The sequence below is a fragment of the Robertmurraya kyonggiensis genome (genome assembly GCF_005116465.1).
GTDB classification, from domain to species: Bacteria; Bacillota; Bacilli; order Bacillales; family Cytobacillaceae; genus Robertmurraya; species Robertmurraya kyonggiensis.
The window spans coordinates 228,552-253,868 of sequence record NZ_SWBM01000003.1; the positions used below are offsets into that span (position 1 = coordinate 228,552).

Below are 25,317 nucleotides of genomic sequence, written 5' to 3' on the forward strand. Positions count from 1 at the left end.
CCATTTGTTTTTAATAGATTTAGTCTTACCCCTTGATTTATTATTAACTTGGCTCTGTTAAATTTAATTGTTGTTTTTTAAATAAATAATTGGGGGAACTTGATTTATTGTGGTTCCCCCATTTTAGGTATAGTAAGAGAAATATGTATTTACAACAATAAGGAATATACACAATTTTATGCAAGATAGCGAAAATACCCATCAAGTACAAATACAGTTGCATCAACAATTTGAGCCATCTGTATAAAATACGGTATAAACAATGTTCACAAGAAAAGGCACGAAACGATGTTAAATCAACGTTCGTGCCTTTTTAAACTGTCCCTAAACTTTGATTTGGGAACGTTATTTTGAATACGGATGATTTAAAAGGCTTGAAAAAAGACCGTCCAGACGGTATTATAGAGATTGGAGAAGGAGGTTTTGTATGAGTCAAAAAGCAAAAGAAAAACGCGAAACACTAATAAATAGTGCAATTCAATTATTGCAAGAAGAAGGTGTAAATGCTCTAACACTTGATGCTGTTGCAAAAAAAGCGAACACAAGTAAGGGTGGGCTACTGTATCATTTTCCAAATAAACAAGCATTGATTGAAGGCATAGTGCAAGATATTTACGAAAAGTTTTCGGAGGAATTCTTTATTCTAGTTGAAAAAGAAACAAGAAATCGTTATACAAAAGCATTCATTGAGTTATGCTTCAATGATTTAAGTAAACACAGCGACTTATATGTTGGTTCGATGGAGGTACCATTTTTAGAAAATAAACAGGTGCAGGACATTTACCAAAACATCCTAGAACATTTGAAAAAAGATGAATTAGATGAGACAACAATCAATTTAATTCGTCTAACAATCGATGGTGTTTATTACAACAAATTTTCAACAATCGCACCCTTAACAGCGGTCGAAATGGATGAAATCAAGCAAAAATTATACCGTTTAGCAGAAGGAGAATAAGGAAATGACATATGTTTTATTAGGTATTGCAATTCTTTTTGAAGCCTTTGGAAGTGCGATGTTAAAAGTGACAAGTATGACAAAGAACTATGGTCCATACATTGGTGTTGCAGTTGGCTATGCAGCAGCGTTTTATTTTCTATCTTTAACTTTAAAAGAACTTGAGATTGGTGTAGCATATGCCATTTGGTCAGGGGTCGGTACAACTTTAGCTGCTACGATAGGTGTCGTCATATTTAAAGAAGGATTTGACAGAAAAAAACTAATTGGTATTGCAATCATCATTTTAGGTGTTGTACTGCTAAATTTAAGTAAGTAAGGGGTTGTATTCGTGGCAAAATATATATATTTAGTATGAGCGATTGTTACAGAGGTATTTGGCACAACAATGATGAAATATTCAGAAGGATTTACAGTCTTATTACCATCAATAGGCTCAGTTGCTGGTTATTTATTATCATTCACATTTTTAGGGTTAACCTTACGAGGAATGTCGCTAAGCGTTGCTTACTCGGTGTGGGCGGGTGTAGGTACAGCTCTTACAGCCTTTGTTGGATTCCTTATTTGGGATGAACCATTAGGATTGTTAAAGGTGTCTGCGATTCTACTAATTATCGTGGGCGTTGTGATTTTAAACTTTTCAAATCAAGAGGAACCAGTTGTAAAATCAAGTTAAATAAAAATCACAGTAGCACTCTACCTTTTGAAATTGAGAGCTATTGTGATATTTTTTTCTCGATGCATTACTAAAACACCTTCAAAAATATTCCCAAAGTGTCGTTTGTAAACTTTATTGTTTAACGTTGTAAATCCGCAAAAATTTGCCAGAACTCTATTTTGATTTAGTCACCCTAACAGTCAAATAAGCATTACATATTGAATTTCGATAGCCTTAAACTTCGATAGGTTTCTGTCATTTCAAAAACAAAGGATGTCAAAAGTAATTCTTTGATATTGTGTTTTGTACTTTCATTGCTATGACTATCTACTAATAAAAACCAAGCAAGGTAATTATCAAGGTATTTAGAAGCAACACCTTTAAAACGATGTATCCAATGTTTTAAACGTGAATGGAGTCCATTTACATTTTGGATATGGTATAAGCCTTTAATAACGTGTTTTCCATCGTCAGACTTAATGCGATAATGTTCTATCCCTCTTTCATCTGCATAGGTTTTATAGGCTCTCCAAGCGTCTGTTACAAGTACATTATTAGGTGTTAGTTTAGACCCAATCATACCATCAACTTTGGTTTTAACAACACGCCCCATACAGGCTACCTTTGAAACTGTTGCTTTTGTTCGGTCTCTAGCAACTAGAACACAGACTTGTTCCTTACTAACTCCTCTTAGTGTTGATTTACCGCCTCGCTTACGTGGTTTACGTTCACTAATGCCACGTTGACCTTTTTGAGAATACAAAAAATAAGTCTCGTCCACTTCAACGATACCATCAAATTGTTCAAAACCCATTTGTTTAAGAGCTGATAACAGCTTATGTCTCCAATAGAATAATGTAACCCAAGTAACGCCCACAATTTTTGCTGATTTACGCAAGGAATATCCTTTAAACATACATTCAACAAAAGTAATCCATTCATTACCTTTTCGAGTGCGATAAAGAATTGTATTTGTAGTATCCATAAACGTTTTACGACAAGCCTTACAGCGATATCGTTGGCGACCATTAACTTTACCGAATCGATTAATGTGTTCTGAAGTGCAATGAGGGCATTCAAAACCTTCTTTATAACGTACTTCCCGCATTTCATCGATTAAGCGACCATCAACAGTTAAAGAAGGTTCAACATAGTGTTTTACCCATTGAAACACTCGTTCTTTATCTGTATGCGATAATTTATCGATATGTTTTAATAAATTGCTAAACGCTTTACTCATCCTTTGGACCCTCCAAATAAGAATGTTTGTTCTTATTATAACTACTTTTTTGAAGGTAATCAATTTTCAACATCAACCTTTAACAGAGCCATTAACTTTATAGAGAGAGGAGTCAAAATCGGTTCTTTCACTATATTTCTTCAAGATTCGAATTTTAACCCTTTATTCCACAAAAATGGAGCGTTTATTAAACAAACAAGATAGCACGTACCGGTCATAAAATAAGTGCTATCCTGTTTTCATTATTTAAAAATTGAAGGTCTTTTAACCTCCTCCCACACGATTATCCGATTACCAATTAATTTAATCTTTTTGATAAAACTGACACTCATAGCCATCAGCACTGAGTAACAGACCATTCGCCCAGGTTGGTGTCCTTGCCATTTGCTCACAGACAGCAGAAATTGACATACCCATTTCCGCCTCGATGATAATTTCATCGTGTACATGGGCCACAATGGAACAATTCTTTAATGTCTGCATGGCATGACACAAAATGTCACGACTGATTGCTTGAACAATATTCTCTACAAATTTGGGACCGTAGCTTTCGATTCTTTCCCATTTCTTTGTCCCGCCGATACCTTCATAAGTAACTGACTCACCACCAAATACGTTCTCTCCCATACGAGGTTTTACATAGGAAAGCCGCCTGCCGGAAGGAAGGACAATAAAGAGCATTCCACTTTGATATATAAATTTAATACCGTGTGTTTCTGTAGGAGTTTTCTGCTTAACACAAGTTTTTACTGCTCGGTCAACATCCCACCACAGTTTTGTAATATTGGGATTGGATTGTCTCCAAGCCGTTACAAGAAGCTGAAGTTCCTCTTCTTCAATCCCCATCTCTAAAGCTCCCATTGATTTTAATGCCCCAACCGATCCGCCATAACCGAGAGCAAGTTCGGCAATTTTCCCTTTCTGACGAAGATGGCCATTCACACCATGCTTCTCAACAGGTACATTAAACATCTGAGAGGCACTGGCACAGTAGATGTCACCGCCGTTTTGGAATACATCTATTCTCCATTTTTCACTTGCAAGCCAAGCAATGACGCGAGCCTCAATCGCTGAAAAATCTGCCACAATGAACTTCATACCTTCTCGCGGTATAAAAGCAGTACGGATAAGTTCCGACAGTACCTCTGGGATTGAATCATAGAGTAAAGTAAGAGCATCAAAGTTTCCGCTTCGAACTAAAGCACGAGCCTGTTCCAAATCGGGCATATGGTTTTGGGGGAGATTTTGCAACTGAATCAGCCTGCCAGAGAATCTGCCGGTTCTGTTGGCTCCGTAAAACTGAAACATTCCTCTTGCACGACCGTCACTACATACCGCATTTTCCATTGCCGTGTATTTTTTCACCGATGATTTTGCAAGCTGCTGGCGAAGTTCCAAAACAGTGCCTAGTGGTTCAGGAGCCGTCTTTAACATCTCAGCAACCGCTTTTTTACCAAGGGTATCTGTTTCTAGCCCATTGTCGGCAAGCCAGTCTTTCATTTGTTGTACAGAGTTTGGATTCTCCAAATTAGTTATATCTTGCATCGTAGCCATTAGCTTTTCACGAGAATGTTCATCCATCTCTACAGCCTGTTTTACGAAAGTCATGTCAATGGCAATGCCACGATCATTGATTACCTGGTCGAGATGATATTCCTCCCAGATGTTCTCTGGTACTTGAAACTTGGATAATTTCTGTTGTATTGACATCTCGGATTCCACATCGCGAATGTTATATACTTTAAACCGCTCCCATTTATCCATGTCGTGTTCTGGTAAATTACGAACTCGACCACCATTAGATTTTGTAGGGGAGCAAGGTGTACAGAAATATTTGATGAGGTCTTTACCCTCTGTTAGCTTTTGTTTCTCCAAACCTAGAACTGCACCGACTCCCTCCAAAGAAAGAGGAAGTCCCATATATGCCGACCATATCATGGAACATTTCCAGGATGCGGGGTCAAGATATTCAGTAAGGTTAAGCCATTTTGATAGACACACACGCTCAAACATTGCATTGAAAGCCCACTTTGTAACGGAATCATCCATAAGTGCGTTTATAATTTCAGCTGGGATTTCCTCTCCGCAGGCAAGATCAACAACTTGTACTTCACCAGAATCTACCGAATAGCCAAATAGTAGAATTTCAAAATCATCACTCTCGGCATAACGGTAAACTCCAGACTTTTGAAGATTGGCACTACTAAATGTTTCAATATCAATAGAAATAGAATTCATGTATTACCGCCCCTTCCAATACAAACGAGGTGGCAGAAGAACAACCTCCACCACCTCGTTTGTATTTATTCTTTATGCTAGAAAATCATCATCTTCAATAGTTGTGAAGTCATCAGCTGCATTGGTTCTTCCGCCTAAAGGCTCTCCATCTCTTATCTTCTGGATGTTGCCAAGACCACATGCTACACCCTTATTGCCATTAGAGTTAAAAGCGTAGAAATTTAGGGATACTCTTGCATAACAACCGCTGTAAACCTCGTTACGATCCAGGATAGGTCTAACCGCTTTATCTACTATTTGGGGTGGAGTCTTGCTGTTGGCATTTACAAAGTAATGTCCTTTGTAAGCCTCGTCATCACGTTCTACGTCACCATCTCGAAGTGGCAGTTTAATAGCCGCCTTATTCGGCTTTTTACCACCAAACTTTGCAATGCCCTCTTCAATGGCTGCATCTACTGCTGCATTGATAGCATTGATGGTTTCCTTATCTGTTTTGGGAATCAATACGGATACGCTGTACTTTTCCGCTCCGCCATTGATGGATACCGGCTCCCAGCCGTGAAAGTAGCTAAGACGTGTGTTGACGCTTGTAACAACCTTAGTTCTGTTTTGATTATTCATATTCCAATTCCTCCGTTATTTCGTTAAATTCGTTTTTTACGTTTGATATATTCATAGCTGGCCGCTTATCCGAATTTGGAACCAGCATTGGCTTGCCCGGTGGTTTATGTATGAGACCACCGAGAATTTGCTCAAATTTCTTTTTACCCATCAGCTTCTGCATTTCCGTAAGGGTAATGAGACTCTGACGATAGATATCCTTATAGCCATTTGCCTTGGCTACTTCAGCCACAGCCTCTTCGTCTTTATATTTACGGATAGACCTGCCCTCGACTACCTTAAAACCGTGCCACTCTTTCCCGTGATTAACAGCAGCATCCGTGGCATAAGCAATGATTTCATTTGCCCACTTTGTAAGGTCAGACAGTTTAGAAAGAACTTCTTCAATTTCGGAGTCCAGAAGTAGGGGTGGCAGTTTAAACTCCATCTGTGCTAATTTCAGCTTTTCTTCAGCCCTTGCACGGCATTTAACAGCCGCTCGGCAGAAAGTACACCACTCACCGGTCAGATATTCACCTTCACCGTCATAGGCCTTTTTCGCCTTTGGTTTCAGTTCATTTTCTGCCCAGTCCTTTAATTCCTTTACCGGGATTGTCCATGTGCTGACATTTTCCCTGCGGGGTTGGAAGATGGTCATGGAAACCTCCTCGATATCGTACAAGCTATCGTAGATTTCTAAAGCACCAAGGGCATACAATTTCATCTGCGGGTTTTCCACTGCATCTACTAACACTCCCATGCCATACTTAAAATCGATAATATGAAGCTTTTTATCGCCAATAATGATGCAATCACCAGTTCCGAACCCCTGGGGTACATAGCAAGAAAAATCAAGACGTTGTTCAATAAGTATTAACGGGTCCGTACAGCTTTGTTTCGCCAGTTCAAGCTGCTCCATTACAAATTCCACATAGGCATCGCTGTGTTCTTCCATTTCATCAGAGTTATACACCGAGACTGGCCGTTTACTTCTCATGTGAAGTGCTTTTTTAAGTTTATGTTCACAGAGAGCATGAGCGGCGGTACCTTCAGCGGCTGCATTGGATTCACTATTTTCAAATTCCAGTTCCAATCTTGCAGAAGGAAGGCAATTAAGCCACCTATGGGACCCCGATGCGGAAAGTACTGCGTGATCACTCATTACCTAGTACCTCCTCATCTTTCAACATATCTGCATAATGTTTCGGGTCAACTTCGCTTAATTTAGAGCCACCGTATTTTTGGATGATTTCTCTCACTTGGTCAGTAAGACCAGCTTGACTCTTCTCAGCGAGTTTTGCTCTGACTTCCTCTAGAGTGATTTCCTTTTTCTTTGGTTCTGGCTCTTTTACAGTTGTGGTCGGTTCTTTTGCTTCGACAGGCTCACTACCCGCCATTGCATCAGCAACCGCTTGTATGCTGTCTGCCAAAGAGCGCATATCAGAAACCACATCAAGAAGTAGTTTGATTTTGCTCATGGTTTAATCCCCCCTCCTTAATCTCACTGATGGCGAGTTCCTGTACGGTGTCACCCGGAACAAGAATAGTCAGCTTCTGCTTATCACCAAGTAAGAAACGAAGGAAGCGCTCCCTTATGGTGACATTACGGCAAGTTACAATCCCGCCAGACTGTGGAGTTTTTGAAACACTGATTTTCAAGTTGTGTTTCATGTTCTTCACCTCTTTCCGAGAGCGTTTATGTACTGCCCTCTATCTATTAGCCGTGGCAAGATGGGAAAGTTGAGGATTCTGGAAAAACTTTTTTTAAATTCTTCTTGGCTGTATTTAAACGGTGTGAAATGGCGCTTTTACTGACACCTTCACGCTCTGCATACTCAGTCATTGTCATGCCATCAAGATATACAGCAATAAAAGGTTCTGAATGTTTTGGCTTGAGAATGGAACGAATAATCTCACAGTAATATTCATAATCTTCCTTTTTAATTCGTGCCACTTCATGGGTATTATCGGGGAGATAGTCCATATGATCCGTTGCATCCTCGGATTCGTCGTCCTTACGGAATGGTTTTTTTGGCATCCCTCTATGTCTGTCAAATTTATGCCAGTTATTGTAGTCGGGCTTGTTAAAACGCTCGTCCATAATCTCCTGTGGTGAACGTCGAGTCACAGTTTCCTTATCTTCGGCACAGGACAGCCTGTCCTCATAGTCCATATCAATCATTACAGTGCAGTCCTCGTCTGGTACCTCCAAATAGGTAGGTTTGTTGTCGTACATAATTCTAATTTTCATTTTGCATCCTTTCCGCCGGACTGCATTGGCGGCAAAGGATACAAAAATAGGTCTGTGCCTCGAAGTACACAGACCCTTTGTCCTGAAAATGAGCGCAACAAGGTAAGGTACTTCTATTGCAACGCATAACAATCCTAAACGGACTGAAACGTAGCAATATGTATCCTTTGCCCTTATTGCAAATCAGGCATTTGATATTTTTTTGTAGACGAGGAATGGTCTAATTCTTGCTAACTACGAAGGACCTTTCCTTCATCTATCATTATTGTAGGTGAGAATTGGACAGCCTTGGCGGACACCTCATGCCCGTTAATTTCAGGCTCAAAATGACGCTTTTCCCAACAAAAACACCTAAAAACAACAATAAAAAAAGCCATACACAAACCCTTAAAAGGATTCATGTATGGCTTACTTAGTTAATAACTAAAAAGCGGACATCCTGTGTCCGCTTTTTCAAAAATATTATTGAATTTTATAATGGCTCTGCGCCATGTTCCTGTAAAAACGTTCTAATCTCATCCATCGATTTTGCATATAGGTGAGTTAATGCAAAGTTATACCAAATATGACTGTTATTATTGAAATTCAATGAAAATGGTGAGTTGCGAATTATATGACTGCTAATATTTGGCGGTAGATGAAGTCCAAGGCAAATCAATACAATGGAATTAATAGATCCCGGTTCCTCACCATTAACGATTCGTCTTATGGTACGCTCGTTGACCAATATTTTCTCTGCTAATTCTTTATAAGTTACTTTTTTCCACTCACGTACTATTTTGAGAGAGCTGGTATAGCTATTTGGCAATTCATTATAGATTCGCATTTCTTCAGCTATTGTTTCAGCTAGTAATTGGGCCTTCTTTTCTGGAGCCGCATACTCAAAACCATTACAATACTTTATATCAAAATCTATATTTGATGTCTTATCACGGTTGAGGAAACATTCAGTATAGTATCTTTCCCTACACCCGGATTTGACTGATAACTCGAAAACCAAGCAGCACTCTTCCATATGGGTTCGTGCGTAGTCAGTAAGTACCGTTTGTCCGAATATATCATGTGTTAAATATTTTGGATAGTTTAGCACAAAGTGAGAATCTACATATATATAACTTCCGTCTCTAACTAGAGCGGCCATTTCTGGATTGGTTATGCTTTGGATGGCAGCATCCTCGGCGCCTATAGAAAAGGTCTGATTTCTTTCAAGCGCACCCTTCTTAAATCTGTGTGGCTTGACGTAGCGACCATCTATATAAGTAAAAGTTCCGATTGCTTCCTCGTATCCAGCATCAATCATTCGAATTTTAGCTGCTGTCCGAGATACGCTGAAGAACGTTGCTAAGGCGTCAATAACTGGCTCCATTACATCTATAAGTTCAGATGTTCCCAGTTCTGAACTGAATTGCTTAATAAATTTGAACGCTTGGGTTTTAAACATAGCAAGTGGCATTTGTATCTTTGGGGCGAGGGCATTCGCCTGCCATTCCATCCAGTCAGTTGCATCTCTGGTATTGTCTTTTATACCTCCGACTACCTGACACTTGATTCGTGTGGCACTGCTATTATATAACCGTTCCAATTCAAATGCTTTTCTATGTTGGTCCCAATGAACACACTCATGCACAATAGTATTATTGACTGATCCCAGGTTACGAAGGAAGTAAGCTTTAGGATCCACGATTATTGTACGGCCACTCACATGGGTCTGTACCATTTCATCGCTATCTTCATCATAAAACTCTGCATCACAGTCGTGAAAGTATATCTGCCCAAAAACAGAGAAATCCTTTGTAATCTCTCTCATTTCTACTGTAAGGCCCATTTTTTCTGCCAACACCTGTGGCTCAACTGCCATTGGGTTTTTTAATGCTTCAGGGTAATGTCTTCTAAGGAAGTCTGTGGCAACAGATTCTAGTTGTTCCTTATGAATGATAGGGACAAGGGAGTCTGACATAGGTTTCGGCTGCTTATTTTTGCTAGTATACTCAGTTATACTAGAGATTGAAAAATCATCCAAATTGCAATCCAAATCTCCTGAGCATTCCAGCATAAACCATTGCCGACAATTTTCTGATTCATCATAACGATGATTTGATTCACGGACTTCGAATTCAGCTTCAACAGCAACATCAAATTCTATTTTCATGTCCGGTAAGTCATTAACAGATACGAACTTTACTTCTATATCTGATAACTCAATGCCGCCGATGTTTTGAACTCTGTATAGCCGTAAGTCTAAGCCATCGTAGTTTTCTTCGGTGAAATCCTGTATGGCAGCAAACATTTTATTATAGAATCTTTCTGCCACATATTCTTTAAATGAACGATTACCTGCCATACTCCCCCACATCCCCTTTATAAATGAAGTAAGCCTATATCCATTTTTTCATTTGCTAAATAGTGCGAGTATATCAATTCTGCGGGCAACTGTCTTATTTGTATATTCTGTAACCCGAGAGCATCTAACATTTCTATATTGACGTATCCCTTATTAATAATGCTATGTTGTTCGGTTGGCATCAAAAAGCAATTTTTAACATCTTGAATTCCATGATCATTAACAAAATTTTTATATGCCAACTGATATAGGTACTGCTTTGTAATATCACCAATTCCAGGTTGTCCCCGTAGTTCTTTTCCATGCTCAAGTTGAATATTATAATACTTAGCATCAAATATAATGAACTGATGTGAGTTATTCATCTTATGGATTGACACAAGGTCTGGGACGAGGGTTTCCCTAGCGGCCTTTTGAAATTCAGAACCATCTTGCTTATAACCATTCCACTTTGGCTTTTCTATTAATGAAATGAGCAGGTCATAAGGATTATATCCGTCAGATAACGAAATAGGCAGTGAACCTAGTGGAGTCTGTAATTGATTGTCCAGTACTTCCGCACACACCTTTTCCCATACTAAATTAAAACTGTTTGTACCAAACATAGTGAAACAATCAATTTCTGCAAGTGTGCTACTATGTGCAACATAGGCGTATAACGTCTTTAGTAATAACTGCTTTCTTGTATTAAACTGCAAATTCAATTCATTTTGTATGCGGTAAAGTATATAGTCTTTTTCTCCAAAGTCATCAAGTTCTTCATCGGACACTTCAACCGGCAGTATATCAAACAAATCCAATAAATCTGCATCTTTTAGTTCCCTAGAGCAAATACTTATAATAGATTCATGGAGTCTTTTAAAGTAATCAAAATCATCATTTATACGTTTTTGTGTAAACAGTTCTATGTAATATGGTCGATTATTACTGAGATAAGTAAAGGTCTCATTTATCGTCTTGTCCCACAGTATTTCACCCGAACCATTAGTTTCAATTATATCCTTTGTATTCGTATATGCACCATTTTCGTAGTAGTCATGTAGCAAGAAAATCATAACAGCAAGCAAGTTGAAAGCACTACTTTCACTGTTATCATTATACATACGAATGATTTGCTCTTTGGCATTATACTTTTCAAGAACTTTTATTATTGTTTTTAACTCAGTTAAGGGATCATTATTAGTTAAGATATATTTAGGATAGCATTTTAATACACAACCCCAAACGGTTATTACGCCAACGAAAGTAAACACATAAAGGTATTCGTTCTCACCAATTTCTACATCTGCAACTTCAATATCCTCTTCCAAAAGGTCTGACATATTTTTTTGAGAATCCGTAGCTTTAACAGCCTTTAGAACACCAAACTCTTTCAAACGCTTAATAATATCTACCGTTTTTTCTTCCGAGCATTGAAAGATGTCCTGTAATTCAGTTTGATTGTATCTTTTCTGTTCTCGGACAAACTTCGATATCATTCTGCACCGTCCCCTGTAAGGTTATTTGTAGGTGCAGTAGCAGGGAATTTATTGCTGATATTTTTGGCAAAGATAAATACACCCTTTTCCTCAAACTCTTTGCAAATAGAAGAGTATGTCGTCTTATCATTACAACCATCAAAAAGAGTCTGGCGTTTTTGCTTTGCTGCGTCATCAAATAAATACATGATAACTTTGCTCTTAAATGTGGCGATAAACTTTGTTGGGTCAATAGGCTCCGTTTCAGGAACGATTTTCCTTGACAGAAAATATGGGCCAAGCAACTTATCCTCATTCACTTTATATGAAAGAAGTTCAGTATTTATCGCTTTACGCAATTCATTCCACTCAACTATTCTCTTGTTTGCACCTTTACCTAGTTCAACAGTTTTACCTACAATTTTTTCTTCGCTATCATCAATACCTAAATAAGTGAAGTCCCATCTACGTTTGAATGCAGTATCCATAGGGAATACTCCTTGGTCAGCACTATTCATAGTTGCCCATATAAACATATTATCTGGAATTTTGATTTCAGAATACTCTTGTGGATTACCTCCTAATTCTTTAGCAAGATATTTTTTAATATCCTCAGATGTTTGAATAGCATATTCACTAACATTATCCTCATCACGGTCTAATAACTGAAATATATCACCAAATACAGCTGCAACATTCGCTCTGTTGATTTCTTCAACAATTAATAAAAATGGCTTAGGACTATCTGACTGAGCATTTTTAAGTGCTTTAACATACGTCCTCATAAATGGGCCAGGAACGTATTCATATGCAATTTCACTAGCAGGTTGTTTATTTGAAATCAGATTTACATATGGCCTAATCGCACGACCATGATTTCGTTCAACGCTATTATCACCACTAGCATCAGAGCCATCTTTTTTCTTAGTTTTAAACTTGTCATCACTATATAATCCTAGTAAAAGTGGTAAGCGAGTTAAATCGCCATCTTTAAATTTTTCATATAGCAAATCATATTTTTCTTGAGCCGTTTTATCATCCAACAGAACAGTTAAAACATCCCTCTCATCTTTGCTTCCAATCAGATTCTTTACTGAATCCACCATCGTAGGCTTGTAAGTTCCCACAAAGTTAGCATACGAATAGTCGGGATGGAAAGTCACACGCTCGTACTCGCCACCATTTTTAAGCAAGGTCTCCTTATCTCGATTTAAAGTATAACTTTTACCTGTTCCTGGAGCACCAAAGATAATTCTATTATGGTGGAAATCAGTTTGATATCCTGTTTTATATTTTATTAATTCAGCATTAGAAGAATCGGTAAGATAGTCATCATTGGATTCATGTGCAGCATCTGCCCCACTCTGTACTTCTTCATACTCATCAATTCCTACGATTTTTGTAGTACTTAGAGACAAGAATGTAGAAACACGTTTTTGATAATCGGCAAGGTTTAGATCCGGATCATTTGTAGAGGTAACTGTTCCACGCGAATAGTTCAAATATGGATTAGTTCCATCATTTAGCGAGGTTTTCAGAACTCGTAATGAACCCTTGGCTTCTTTATCACCATTAATGTCTACTGGTTCGGTGGTAGCTAAAAGTTTACGATAGATGCTATCTTGATTAAAAATTACATCTTGACCACTATCATCAAGTTTAAATACGGCTGTTTCTGACAAAGCCGTTAATACGGACTTAAGCAATTTATCTTCTCGTTCACTTGTGGCAACATTCAATCCCAACCAATTAAGCAAAACTTCCTTATATTTCTCCTCTGCCACAGCCATAGCTACATCAATAATATCCATATTCAAAGTAAAATGTATCTCTTTTGGATATCTCACACCACCTGTTCTCTCAGAACTAACAGGCTTAGTATTATCCTGAAAAACAATTTCGCCCAATTTCCAATACAGTTCAAACGCTACAATAAGAGCTTCCATTTGTGATTTTAATAGTTGATTGTTATTCACCGTTTGACGAAATTGATCATCCGAAACGCCATGAGCACTATACACTGGTGAAGAGTATGCAATAAGCTTATTCATGAGTTCATCCGAAATACGAATTGAATCACCATCTTGAACTGAATATTTTACTTCTGCCGGACGTCCTTCACTCTTCCAAATCAAAATAAAAAGGGCAAGTGTAGCTTTAACGTTGGGCAAAGATGACTTAATGCCAAGCTTTAAATCTATATCTTCATAAATTTCCATGTTTTCAGGCCTTTGCATATGCAGTATCCTCCTTATAGACTTCTATATCTTTCATAATAACCTGAGCAATGGCTTTAGCTAATAAAGGCGGAACAGCATTTCCTACCTGTTTCATTTGAGATCCTTTAGTACCAACAAAGTGAAAGGAGTCTGGGAAAGACTGTATGCGAGCCGCTTCACGAACAGTAATTGCACGATTCAAAAAAGGATGTGTAAACTTTCCTGATGATGGTGTATCAAACCGTGTCGTAATGGTAACAGATACTTCATTTTTTCTCATACGGGTCCAAGTACCACTATAAATAGATTTTGTTAAGTGCTCTTCTGGAAGAACCTCCTTGCCACTATTTGGTGGAATCAATGACAACCTTTCTAAAGCTAAAGCAGAATGATTAGTTGCAACGTGATTATATAAAATAGTTGATTCTTTTCTCAAAGTTTCTTGGTAAGAACTTTGTGGCGGGTTTCTATATTCTTGTTTTTCAGATCCCTCACCAGAATTCAAGTAAGCTAAATCACTTATTGCGTCCCATATTGTTACTTTACCTTCTTGTGGTGTTGGGAGTGAAGGGGCAACATCTCCTTGCTTACCAATAATTATCGCACGTCTTCTATTTTGTGGCACTCCATAATCTGACGCATTTAACACTCCCATGTTTAATTCGTAACCCATGTCATTAAAGAGTTTCTCTAGTTCCTTCTTAAAATACCCGCGTTCAGCAGTAAGTAAATTGGGGACATTTTCCATCACAAAGTACTTTGGTCGTACTTTCTCAACAACTCTCACAAAAGACTTAAAAAGGAAATTACGTTCATCATGAATTGTTTTTCTCTGACCCTTCTGCGAAAATCCTTGACATGGTGGCCCTCCGATAATCACGTCTATTTCCCCAAAATACCTTGAAAATGTTTTTTCAAAATCTACAGTTGTTATATCGGCCACTAACATATCCGTATTAGGATGGTTTATTTTATAGGCATCTGCTATTGAGACATCATATTCATTTGCAAATACTACATCAAATCCCATTTGTTCAAATCCCAAAGACATTCCTCCAACACCTGCAAATAAATCGATTACTTTAGGCTTCATTTTGCACCTCCTCGATACGCTTAGATGCAGCATTAAAATAATCTTTATCTAACTCAATTCCAATAAAGTTTCTATTATGTCTTTTCGCAGCTACTCCAGTTGTTCCGCTTCCCATAAATGGGTCCAAGACAGTATCACCCTCAATAGATAAAATTTCCACAAAATGTTCCATTAATTGTTCTGGCTTTTGAGTAGGGTGCTTGCCATATTTTTTCTCCCCATTCGGTGTAATTGAGGTTTCTATAAAATCATGGATTAAACGCCCTTCATTATTAAATGTACCTGTACGTGTTTTATATGTGAAGTATAGCCATGCTTCAGTTGAATTGACAAAATGGAGATTCATATTTCGTGGCATTGGATTTAACTTATGCCAAATACCTGTAGTCTTATAATAAAATCCACTTTTTTCTGCAAGCCTAATCAACGTTTCAACTTTAATAATTGCCATGAAGACAATCATAGAACCACCTTTTTTTAATACCCTAGCAGACTCCATAAAAAAGTTATCCATTGACTTTTGCCAATCATCAAAGTCAAGGTCATCCCAACCAGCTGCTCCAAAAAAGTTTTCTCTCATTTTTACAAGATTGGTATCTCTATTTTTCATAAAATTCCCTAAATTATATGGGGGATCGGTTATTATCAAATCAACAGATGCATCGTCTAGTTGCTTCATCGTTTCGATACAATCACCGTTGTATAAACGTATTTCTGCCATAAAGCTCTTCCTTCCAAAACTTATTCTATCGCACTTTTTCCACTCTTGACCCATTCATCAACTTCTGAAAGTTTAAACTTCCACTGCCGACCAATTTTATGAGCAGGGATATCAGTTTTTTTTATCCAATTTCGAATTGTATCTTTTGTAACCCCTAAATACTCAGAAATTTCCTCAAGGTTTGACCATTTTTCATTCATCTCATTCATTTCTTTCACCTCGGATATCAAACTGGTGATAATAATTATAGTAATCTATTATAACATAAAACCTATGAATATAAATATTTTAACATAAAATTGCAATATTAAATATGATTTAATGGTAATAGATATGAATTAGCGTTGATATATACTGTTTATATTAAATACTTATTATTTCAATTCCACCTATCATTTCGAACAGATATAGTTTGGACATTTGTTATTTATTACATCTATCCTATCTCCACACCCTACAAAATTATCCATCCTATCTCCTCAACCCTTTGCCCATTTCCACAGTCGATATGTTTCCTTAATAAATAAAAACAAGGGTTTTCGAGACTAAGAATATCCATCGCACAACTGGCAGAATGTTTCCCAATCTCGAAAACCCTTTATTTATCATTACTTTGAATAGCGCTATTTCTCCACCCTAGACATCAAGGCAACACACTCCACGTGCGCCGTCTGTGGAAACATATCGACCGGCTGCATGAATTCAACCTTGTATTTTGGTAACAATACGGCGATATCCTTTGCCAAAGTAGAAGGGTTACATGACACGTATACTACTTTTTTCGGTTTCACCTGTAAAATGGTTTTCAGCAATTGCTGATCAAGCCCTGTACGCGGAGGGTCAACGATAACCACATCCGGCTTCCAGCCTTCCTTCACCCATTTCGGCATGACTTCTTCTGCTTTTCCTACCTCATATTTTGCATGCTTAATTCCATGACGAGCCGCGTTTTTCTTGGCATCTTCAATCGATTCACGAATCACGTCCATGCCACGAATTTCACCAGCTTTATCAGCAACCCATAAGCCAATCGTACCGACTCCACAATAAGCGTCGACAACCTTTTCTGCCCCTGTCAGTCCTGCAGAATCCTTGACCTCATTATAGAGTCTGATTGTTTGTTCAGGATTCAGTTGGAAAAATGTTCGCGCAGAAAGCTCGAATTGTAAATCACCCAACGTCTCCTGAATAAAATCGTTTCCTTCTAATGTGACTGATTCATCACCAAAAATAAGGGACGTCTTCTGCCCATTGACGTTCTGCACAATCGACTTCACTTCAGGAACATGAGTCTTAATTTTCTCTACAAGAATGTTCTTTTTCGGCAATTCTTTTTGCGACGTTATCAAAACAATTTGCAATTCGCCAGTCTGAATCCCAACTCTCGCAACAATCGTCCGAACAATTCCTTTTCTCGTTTTTTCATTATAAATCGAAATATTGAGTTCCTGTAAAATACGTTTGACTGCTTCCGTCGCTTTATTTGTTAAAGGATGCTGAACCGCACATTGCTGAATATTAATTAGTTTGTGTGAATTGATTCCGTACAAACCAGCTAATACCTGACCATCACGGTTTCCAACCTGAAATTGACTCTTATTACGATAATTCCACGGGTCTTCCATTCCAATCGTCTCTCGAATTTCTAGCGCATCTACTTTTAATTTCGTATGTCGTTCAAGCGACTGAATAACGATATCCCGCTTCTCTTTTAGCTGTTGGTCATAGCGTAAATGCTGCAACTGGCAACCTCCACACTCCTCATACACTGGACACGGTGGCTGAACTCGGTAAGCTGACTTCTTGCGGATTTTTTTTATTTTACCTTCCGCAAATTTCGGATGGACCTTTGTTGCTTCTACTACCACTTCTTCACCCGGCAGCGCACCTGGTACAAAGACGACCTGCTTTTTAAAATAACCGACACCTTCCCCATTGATCCCTAGTCGCTTGATCGTTAAAGGAAAGGTTTGCTTCAGTTGTATTTTCACTGTTTGTTTTTTTTTCATGATGCTTCACTCCATCTATTCGTTCTACATTGCTTCCTCAAGACTTCTCCATAAATATAGGGAAGCATAGCTTAAATAAGGCTCCCACGCCTTTTTATATTCTTCCATCTCTTCTAGAGTTGGCTTACTCTCAAGATTATATAGTTTTTTTAATGCATTTTGCAGACCAATATCTGCCACTGGAAAGAGATTCGGACGACCCAATCCAAACATCAATAGATTTTGGACAGTCCAAGGCCCGACACCACGCAGCTTAATTAATTCCTTCATAATTTCTTCATCTGTTTTTTTACGAAGACTATCTATATCTAGAGTCCCATCTACAATTGCTTGAGCAATGCCGATCACATACTCTGCTTTCCGACCACTAAATTGCAGCTCTCTTAAATCCTCAACTGTGAGACTTGCTACTTTTTCAGGCTGTGGGTAAAAGAATACACCATCCACCTCAAATCCGAATGTCTTCACAAACCGCTCCGTTAAGGTATGCGCAAAACTCAAGTTCAATTGTTGGTGAACAATGCATTTTAACAGACAGCCATAAGGATCAAAATCAAGCACTAGTGGTGTACCGCGATGTTTTTCAAAAATCGGATTCAGATCGGTCATTTGAAAATGATCATGAATATCCGTTAATGGTCTGTTCCATTGAAAAATATGGGCTAGTTTTTCGATAGCTTCGGGATTACGTGAAGAAATGCTGAACTCTGGCTCGTCTGTACTCCCGATAGCTTTCACTTCAACCACCTGTGGTTTCTGATTCACCATCAGTGGAACATTAACACTTCTATTTCCTCTATCAATCGCATGAAGTGGATCAAGAGCAAGCCTGTCCAACACCAAATCAAAATTATAAGGTCCCGAAATTTTCACCGTCATCCCACCTAGTCAATTTGCCCGTATTATAGCATTAATTACGAAAAAAAGCCCATTCCCGAACTTAACGGAGACATGGGCCATATCACTTAAAACAGAATTGGATTCTTCATCGCTTTACTTTTCATCAAATCATCGAGCGTCTTAAACGTATACCCTCTCTTCTTTAAATCCTTAATCGCTTTCTCTAGGGCCTCGGCATTATCCTTGGAGACGCTATGAAGCAGGATTACGGCACCAGGATGAACTTGTCTCATAATATTATCGTAAGCGTATTGCCAACCTCTTTGCTCATTGACCTTCCAATCGACAAAAGCAACCGACCACATGATATGGGTATAGCCCTGTTCCTTTGCAAGCTTAAGAGTTCTTTCGCTAAGCACTCCTCGAGGTGGACGTAGATACACCATATTTTTAATTCCCGTGATCTCTTCTGTCTTCTTTCTTACTTTTTCTAATTCCCTCTCCAGCCGACCATCATCAACCTTTGTTAAATCAGGGTGATAATACGAGTGATTGCCAATAATATGACCCTCCTCCGCCATTCTTCGAACCAAATCAGGCTGGCTTTCCAAATAATGTCCTGTTAGAAAAAATGCCGCCGGTACCTTTTCTTTTTCCAGAATATCTAAAAACTGTTCTGTATAGCCATTTTCGTAGCCATTATCAAAGGTTAAATAAATGTCTTTTCTTTCTGGTTCCCCTTTGTATACTGCATCATATTTTTCAAGTAGCTGATCCAATTCTGGCCCCGCCTCTGCAGGCTGCTCATCTCTACCTTTTTTAAAACCCCAGTGAATCGCTGTATTGCTAACACTTGCTGAAGCAGTGGTGGTAAAGAGCATAAAAACAAATAGGAAACAAATGCTTCGTTTGAGTTTCATTCCTTCTCCTCCTACTAATACTTTTTCCTTATTTTTCGTTAATTGGAGGGAAAAGATGATTTACAATGATTACCTTTTCTCTGAAACAGCAAATCCAAAAGCGATAAATGGTAAAAGAATAAATAATATAAAAATTCCTTTTTGCGTCGCAAGAATAATGGCTGGCACAAGCAGTGTTAACCCGCTAAAAAAGTGCGCGAGCCAAGACTTTTTCCAAAGGCCAAAAAGAAACAACAATCCACCCAAAATCAATAATCCCCATAGACCGATTCCCACTAATAAGAAATCCATTGTGAATTCCTCCGAATCATTTTTCTTTAGTATATTCAGGTTTTGTACAAGTGGAGACTACTTCTGAAACTGAATTGGATCAAAAAACTGCATCTCAAATTGATTGAGATGCAGTTCATTTTTAGCTCAACTTCATTGTGGTGATACAAGTTCCATCTTCTTTAAAAGTTGATAGCTCTGATTCAACGGTTTTCCCGTCATAAGCAATCGTGATTTTATAAGTTTCATCACGAGGAAGCCATAAATCGAAAAATCCGTTTGCTTGAGAAATCAACTTTTCGTCTACTACAACATCGCCATCTTCATTTTCAATGTATACATCGAATTCTTTTTCTACCAATTCTCCTTGACAACCTGTCAAGCTATGATTCGTTCAAGGATGAGTTTCATTGATATAAGGAGCGATGGAAACAAAAAATTCATCATCCGGCAAGTCGTACAATGTCTCCTTATTGTCTTCATCCGTTACATTCAATTGCTTGGAAGTAATAGAAGCTGTTTCGCCTTTGATGCTACCCGTACTGTAATCATGAACTAATTCCTTGATGTTAACCGATTCATTTTTTCCGGAAGAGCTTTCTTCACTTTGCTTGTCTCCACTACAAGCTACTAACATCATGCTAGAAAGCATAATAAGGAACACAATTTTCGCTTTCATGTAAGTCACCTCTCATTCGATTCCTCTTATGATCGAATTATACTATTTCTGGACAAATTAACGATCGATTTCCAGTACTAGACACAATATTTTCATTTTTTATGCCAAAAAATCTTTATTATCCAAGTCTTTAATTTCATGGTCGTTCAACTTCTCAAAAATCGGGTGCATCCAACAGATTACATTTGTTAAAACAATCAAGCTCCCTAGAATAGCAAATAATAGCGGAATGGAAAAGGCTTCAGCAAACATACCACCTAATGCGGCCCCGAATGGAATTCCAGCCTGTGCAAGCAATATTCTTACCGAGAAAACTCTCCCACGTAAATGCTCAGGCACTCTACGCTGATATAGTGTTGTATTGTTGATATTAAACATAATTGCAAATAAGCCTTGTCCGAACGAAAACACGAGAGCGAGCCAATAATAAGGTGTCCAAGCTAGACCAATAAATAATAATCCATCTATGAATAAGGAACCTAACATTACTCTTTTTCGATTCTTTGGCTCTTTTAAAATTCCTGTCAGCAAGGAACCACCTAACATCCCCAGGGAAAAAGCGGATGTAAACAATCCATATTGAAAAGCTGTTCCACCTAATTCATCCGTGATATAAGGAAGGAACATTGGTTGAGCTGCCCCAGAACTAAAATTAATGAACATCATCATTATGCCAACCCAGAATAATACTGGATAGACACGAAAGAATTTAAGCCCCTCCTTAAATTGAAAAAACCAGCTTTCCTTTTGTTTCACATGCTGTTTTTTCGAGCTTGGATTCATCATTAATAAAAGACCTGCAACACCTAGTGCGAGAATCAGGATATAGAGCACCCATTCTACACTAAATACTGAAATTAAAATCCCTCCTAGAGTTGGCCCCAAAAGAGTCATTAACTGTCCAGTACCTTCTAATATAGAATTCCCTTTTGTTAATTTATCTTTTGGTAAAATATCAGCAATATAGGCCATGCTTGCAGGATAAAACAAAGGTTGAGCGAGTCCAATCGCAACAGATATTATGTATAAATGCCAGGATTCTAAAACCTCAAAAGGCAATAAAATGGCTGGAATAAGAAAGATTCCAGCACGGAACCATTCTGAAAAAATCATGACTTTTTTTCGATCCCATTGATCCAAATAAGGACCAGCAAACATTTGAATAATGATATTCGGAAGCATGAAGCTAAGCCAGATACTTCCCATCGCCATCTTTGAGCCTGTCATTTCATATACGAGCCAAGATAATGAAAAAGTCGCAAACGTACTTCCCAATCCAGATGCCGCTTGCGCGAGCCAAAGAAACACAAATTTTCTATCACGGAATAATTCCTTCATCACGTCCCCCTTAAACAAAACAAACGCCTGAAAAAAGTATTTTCAAGCGTTTGTCATTTTGTATTTAATTAAGTTCGCTATCTGTTTACAGACTTCCTGCTGTTAATTAAAATACTCGCTCCTTAAATTGAGCTAGTTTTTCTAATGATGATTTTTCTACATCCTGATGCAGGCTGTTTCCGTGTGCATCCATCGTTACAACCGCCGTAAAGCCTTCAACGTTTAGATGCCACATCGCTTCTGGAATTCCAAATTGCATTAAATCAACACCATCGACAGACTTAATACAATCTGCATAATACTGAGCAGCTCCACCAATAGCATTTAAGTACACGCCACCATGTTCCTCTAATGCTGCTAAAGTTTTGGGACCCATGCCACCTTTTCCGATGACTGCACGGATTCCGAACTTCTTCATAATATCCCCTTGATAAGGTTCCTCTCGGATACTTGTTGTTGGCCCAGCTGCTTTCACATGCCAGTTGCCTTCCTCATCTTTCAACATAACAGGTCCACAGTGGTAAATAATTTGACCATCTAAGTCGACTGGTGCGTCATGCTCAGATAAATATTTATGAATGGCGTCGCGACCTGTGTACATTCTGCCATCAATTCGGACGACATCTCCTACTTTTAGTTCACGAATTTGTTCTTCCTTAATCGGTGCTTTTAACGTGATGACTTCTGGTTCCGCTTCAACAGCAGCTGCTGTTTCTTTTTCAGCCTCTGGGGCAAAGTCAATTTTGTCTCCCTCTTGGTATAACCATTCATTGATTTCACCAGTTGCAGCGTCAACGACGACCCCTAAGCGACGGAACGCCCAACAGTTGTAAGCTACAGACACAAAGAAGCTTGCTGGAATACGATTCATCACGCCAATTTTACAACCTAAAAGAGTTGTTTCTCCCCCAAATCCCATCGTTCCGATTCCTAGTTCATTGGCATTTTCCATAATATATTCTTCAAGCTTACGAAGATCTTCATGCGGATTCACGTCATCATTCGAACGGAAAAGTTGTTCCTTCGCTAAATCATAACCTGAAGAGCGGTCGCCGCCAATTCCCACCCCAATAAAGCCAGCACTACACCCTTGCCCTTGCGCTTGATATACAGAGTGCATAATACATTTACGAATACCGTCTAAGTCACGACCAGCACGGCCTAAGCCATCAAGCTCACAAGGCAAGCTATACTGGATGTTTTTATTTTCACAACCGCCACCTTTTAAAATCAGGCGCGCATCAATATAATCCTTTTCCCATTGCTCAAACTTTACGACGGGAAGACCAAGCCCTAAGTTGTCCCCGCTATTCTCCCCTGTTAATGAGTCAACTGAGTTCGGACGAAGCTTTCCGTCCTTTGTCGCTTCTGCAATCGCGTTTTGAATGGCCTTTTTGAGCTCAATTTGGTTAACCCCAACTGGTGTTTTAATTTTAAAGGTTGGCAGCCCTGTGTCCTGACAAATCGGCGATACATTGTCATCTGCCATTTTAATATTGTTTGTAATTGTTGCTAAGCTCATCGCTGCACGTGTTCCAGCGCTTTCTTTTTCCTTTGCAGCTTTTACTGCGCGGCGTACGTCTTTTGGTAAGTTTGTTGATGTTTCAACAATCAGCTTGTACATACTGTTCTGAAATTTTTGAATGTCCATGCAAGTTTCCCCTTTCCCTTTGTCCCCTTTTGCTCTGAAAAAAAGTAAACGCTTAACCCTTTGTTTGTGAAAATTACAATAATTCTTCGGTTTTTATTATACTCCTATCGGCATTTTAATGAAAGTGGCACAAACTCAATAATCGCCAGGGAGCTTTTTCCGGAAATTTGAGAAGGAATTCTGGACAAATCGAAATAATTCCGGAACTTCGGTCGATAATTCCGGAACGTCTACCATTTTTTCCGGAAATTGAAAAAGAGCCCTAATTAGGCTCTTCACAAATTACTCTTCATCTCGGTTTTTAAATTCGCGGCATTTGGATTCTAAGTCATCAATGATCGAAATTAGACGATCAATATCCTCTAGTTCTGTGCTTTCAGGCTCAATCGCATCTAAAAGGTCTAGGAACATACCTAAACGTTGCTTTAAAAATACGACTTGGTCGCCTTTTTCTTTAATCGGATTACCCATTGTTATTTGCTCCTTCCAATAAAACACTTTCCAATAAACATCGTCTTCCATCGTACAATACCCTTTTCAGATAGGCAACCTGTATCGAAGGAAAAATAAGAGAAATACATTGACATAACGAACATAGAAATTGATAATAAAGGTATTTTGTGTTAGCTATAGACTGTTTTCGCATAAAATTCGAAAAGAGCCTATAATAAAAAGGAGTTTTCTTCATGAACATAACAAAAAGACAAATAACTCCCAGCTTTGATCCTTGGGAAGCCTATTTGGATGTAGAGCAATATGGGAAGATGACATTAACGAATGTCGAATTTACCACAACGACTTTGTGCAATATGCGCTGCGAACACTGTGCAGTAGGTTATACATTGCAACCAAAGGACCCGAATGCTCTTTCTTTCGACCTGCTCGTCAAACGATTAGACGAAATTCCAACTCTTCGTTCGTTAAGTATCACTGGTGGAGAGCCGATGTTATCGAAAAAGTCCGTTGAAAATTACGTGCTCCCTTTACTTCAGTATGCCCATTCCCGCGGAGTTCGTACGCAAATTAACTCGAATTTAACACTTGATCTGGAGCGTTATTTAAAAATCGCTCCATTCTTGGATGTTTTACATATCTCACACAACTGGGGAACCCTCGAGGATTTCGTCGAAGGTGGATTCGCGATGATGGAGCGAAAGCCGACCGTGGAACAACGTGCTGTTCTTTTTCAACGAATGATTGAAAATAGCCGCGCTTTATCAGAAGCAGGCGTGATGGTTTCTGCAGAAACGATGCTAAGCAAACGGACATTGCCTCATCTTGAACATATCCATCATCAAATCGTAGAGGAAATGAAGTGCGGAAGGCATGAAGTGCACCCAATGTACCCATCAGACTTCGCTTCAGCCCTTGAGGTATTAAGTCTTGATGAGATTCGAGATGCCATTCATCATCTCCTTGATATCCGAGATGAAAATACATGGATGCTATTTGGCACACTGCCATTTTACCCTTGTAACAGCAATGAAAAAGATTTGGAGCTTCAGCAACGTTTATACAATAGTAAGAAGGTGACAGTCCGCAACGATCCTGATGGACGCTCACGCTTAAATATCAATATTTTCACAGGCGATGTTATTGTGACTGATTTTGGCGATACACCTCCACTGGGCAATATTCAAACGGACACACTTCCAGCGGCTTACGAAAAATGGATGCAGTCCGACTTGGCAAAAAGCCTAAATTGCCATTGTCCAGCTGTACGCTGTCTTGGTCCGAACGTCTTGGTGAAAAATAGTTACTATCCGGAAATTGATTTCCAAAATCGTACAGCTAAAATAAGTCTATAATAGAGAAAACGTCGACCAGTGAGCTG

At 38.7% G+C, this 25,317-nt stretch carries 25 protein-coding genes; 4 read left to right on the forward strand and 21 right to left on the reverse strand.

Going from position 1 to position 25,317, the window contains the following annotated elements:
* Positions 1 to 427: 427 nt before the first annotated feature.
* Genes FA727_RS14875 through FA727_RS14885 form a run of 3 tightly spaced genes read left to right on the forward strand, consistent with a single transcriptional unit; the run spans position 428 to position 1,634 of the window.
* Entirely contained in the window at positions 428 to 958 is a 531-nt protein-coding gene (locus tag FA727_RS14875; RefSeq protein WP_048717991.1) for a TetR/AcrR family transcriptional regulator, read from the forward strand.
* A gap of 4 nt (positions 959 to 962) precedes the next feature.
* Complete coding sequence (locus FA727_RS14880; RefSeq protein WP_048717989.1) at positions 963 to 1,277, forward strand: DMT family transporter; 315 nt, start codon at positions 963 to 965, stop codon at positions 1,275 to 1,277.
* A 42-nt stretch (positions 1,278 to 1,319) separates the two neighbouring features.
* Entirely contained in the window at positions 1,320 to 1,634 is a 315-nt protein-coding gene (locus FA727_RS14885; RefSeq protein ID WP_281280905.1) for a DMT family transporter, read from the forward strand.
* A 193-nt stretch (positions 1,635 to 1,827) separates the two neighbouring features.
* Here the strand turns inward: FA727_RS14885 and FA727_RS14890 are convergent, their stop codons facing one another.
* The 21 genes from FA727_RS14890 to FA727_RS14995 all read right to left on the reverse strand — a co-directional run bounded on the left by FA727_RS14890 (position 1,828) and on the right by FA727_RS14995 (position 23,954).
* Positions 1,828 to 2,856, reverse strand: a complete 1,029-nt coding sequence (locus tag FA727_RS14890) for an IS1595 family transposase (RefSeq protein WP_048717987.1) — start codon at positions 2,854 to 2,856, stop codon at positions 1,828 to 1,830.
* A gap of 303 nt (positions 2,857 to 3,159) precedes the next feature.
* On the reverse strand, positions 3,160 to 5,094 hold the full coding sequence (locus tag FA727_RS14895; protein ID WP_048717986.1) for a DNA polymerase: 1,935 nt from the start codon (positions 5,092 to 5,094) through the stop codon (positions 3,160 to 3,162).
* Positions 5,095 to 5,166: 72 nt separating this feature from the next.
* On the reverse strand, positions 5,167 to 5,715 hold the full coding sequence (locus tag FA727_RS14900) for a DUF2815 family protein (protein WP_001064737.1): 549 nt from the start codon (positions 5,713 to 5,715) through the stop codon (positions 5,167 to 5,169).
* A complete protein-coding gene (locus FA727_RS14905; RefSeq protein WP_048717985.1) occupies positions 5,708 to 6,856 on the reverse strand; it encodes a DUF2800 domain-containing protein in 1,149 nt (382 codons plus the stop codon). The genes FA727_RS14900 and FA727_RS14905 overlap by 8 nt, the downstream gene beginning before the upstream one ends.
* Positions 6,849 to 7,172: an rRNA biogenesis protein rrp5 gene (locus FA727_RS14910; RefSeq protein WP_048717983.1), complete on the reverse strand. Its 324-nt coding sequence runs from the start codon at positions 7,170 to 7,172 to the stop codon at positions 6,849 to 6,851. Before FA727_RS14910 ends, FA727_RS14905 begins: the two co-directional genes overlap by 8 nt.
* A complete protein-coding gene (locus tag FA727_RS14915; protein ID WP_048717981.1) occupies positions 7,147 to 7,365 on the reverse strand; it encodes a hypothetical protein in 219 nt (72 codons plus the stop codon). Before FA727_RS14915 ends, FA727_RS14910 begins: the two co-directional genes overlap by 26 nt.
* A 46-nt stretch (positions 7,366 to 7,411) precedes the next feature.
* Positions 7,412 to 7,945, reverse strand: a complete 534-nt coding sequence (locus FA727_RS14920; protein WP_239687080.1) for an RNA polymerase sigma factor — start codon at positions 7,943 to 7,945, stop codon at positions 7,412 to 7,414.
* A gap of 472 nt (positions 7,946 to 8,417) precedes the next feature.
* Positions 8,418 to 10,286: a helix-turn-helix domain-containing protein gene (locus FA727_RS14925; protein ID WP_048717977.1), complete on the reverse strand. Its 1,869-nt coding sequence runs from the start codon at positions 10,284 to 10,286 to the stop codon at positions 8,418 to 8,420.
* Positions 10,287 to 10,303: 17 nt separating this feature from the next.
* On the reverse strand, positions 10,304 to 11,764 hold the full coding sequence (locus tag FA727_RS14930; RefSeq protein ID WP_048717975.1) for an LlaJI family restriction endonuclease: 1,461 nt from the start codon (positions 11,762 to 11,764) through the stop codon (positions 10,304 to 10,306).
* Complete coding sequence (locus FA727_RS14935) at positions 11,761 to 13,980, reverse strand: 5-methylcytosine-specific restriction endonuclease subunit McrB (RefSeq protein WP_053094372.1); 2,220 nt, start codon at positions 13,978 to 13,980, stop codon at positions 11,761 to 11,763. The genes FA727_RS14930 and FA727_RS14935 overlap by 4 nt, the downstream gene beginning before the upstream one ends.
* A complete protein-coding gene (locus tag FA727_RS14940) occupies positions 13,967 to 15,055 on the reverse strand; it encodes a DNA cytosine methyltransferase (RefSeq protein WP_048717973.1) in 1,089 nt (362 codons plus the stop codon). The genes FA727_RS14935 and FA727_RS14940 overlap by 14 nt, the downstream gene beginning before the upstream one ends.
* Positions 15,045 to 15,776, reverse strand: a complete 732-nt coding sequence (locus tag FA727_RS14945; protein WP_082169272.1) for a DNA-methyltransferase — start codon at positions 15,774 to 15,776, stop codon at positions 15,045 to 15,047. The genes FA727_RS14940 and FA727_RS14945 overlap by 11 nt, the downstream gene beginning before the upstream one ends.
* Positions 15,777 to 15,796: 20 nt before the next feature.
* Entirely contained in the window at positions 15,797 to 15,985 is a 189-nt protein-coding gene (locus FA727_RS14950; protein WP_035198876.1) for a helix-turn-helix domain-containing protein, read from the reverse strand.
* 414 nt (positions 15,986 to 16,399) lie between these two features.
* Positions 16,400 to 17,785, reverse strand: coding sequence for a 23S rRNA (uracil(1939)-C(5))-methyltransferase RlmD (gene rlmD / locus FA727_RS14955; protein WP_136832122.1), 1,386 nt, complete (start codon positions 17,783 to 17,785; stop codon positions 16,400 to 16,402).
* Positions 17,786 to 17,809: 24 nt separating this feature from the next.
* Positions 17,810 to 18,664 (reverse strand): DNA-3-methyladenine glycosylase family protein, encoded by an 855-nt coding sequence (locus tag FA727_RS14960; protein WP_136832124.1) that lies wholly within the window; start codon positions 18,662 to 18,664, stop codon positions 17,810 to 17,812.
* A gap of 86 nt (positions 18,665 to 18,750) precedes the next feature.
* Entirely contained in the window at positions 18,751 to 19,545 is a 795-nt protein-coding gene (pdaA, locus tag FA727_RS14965; RefSeq protein ID WP_136832126.1) for a delta-lactam-biosynthetic de-N-acetylase, read from the reverse strand.
* 69 nt (positions 19,546 to 19,614) lie between these two features.
* The gene (locus tag FA727_RS14970) at positions 19,615 to 19,836 is read right to left on the reverse strand and encodes a hypothetical protein (protein WP_136832128.1); all 222 of its coding nucleotides are present in this window, start codon (positions 19,834 to 19,836) and stop codon (positions 19,615 to 19,617) included.
* Positions 19,837 to 19,957: 121 nt separating this feature from the next.
* Entirely contained in the window at positions 19,958 to 20,494 is a 537-nt protein-coding gene (locus FA727_RS24495; protein WP_194138536.1) for a CueP family metal-binding protein, read from the reverse strand.
* A gap of 99 nt (positions 20,495 to 20,593) precedes the next feature.
* Positions 20,594 to 21,832, reverse strand: a complete 1,239-nt coding sequence (locus FA727_RS14985; RefSeq protein WP_136832133.1) for an MFS transporter — start codon at positions 21,830 to 21,832, stop codon at positions 20,594 to 20,596.
* Between the two features lie 106 nt (positions 21,833 to 21,938).
* Entirely contained in the window at positions 21,939 to 23,483 is a 1,545-nt protein-coding gene (locus FA727_RS14990; RefSeq protein WP_136832135.1) for a fumarate hydratase, read from the reverse strand.
* A 282-nt stretch (positions 23,484 to 23,765) separates the two neighbouring features.
* Positions 23,766 to 23,954: an SE1561 family protein gene (locus tag FA727_RS14995; RefSeq protein WP_136832486.1), complete on the reverse strand. Its 189-nt coding sequence runs from the start codon at positions 23,952 to 23,954 to the stop codon at positions 23,766 to 23,768.
* A gap of 215 nt (positions 23,955 to 24,169) precedes the next feature.
* Here FA727_RS14995 and yfkAB point away from each other — a divergent pair, with 215 nt between their 5' ends.
* The gene (yfkAB, locus tag FA727_RS15000; RefSeq protein ID WP_136832137.1) at positions 24,170 to 25,291 is read left to right on the forward strand and encodes a radical SAM/CxCxxxxC motif protein YfkAB; all 1,122 of its coding nucleotides are present in this window, start codon (positions 24,170 to 24,172) and stop codon (positions 25,289 to 25,291) included.
* The last annotated feature ends 26 nt before the right edge of the window (positions 25,292 to 25,317 follow it).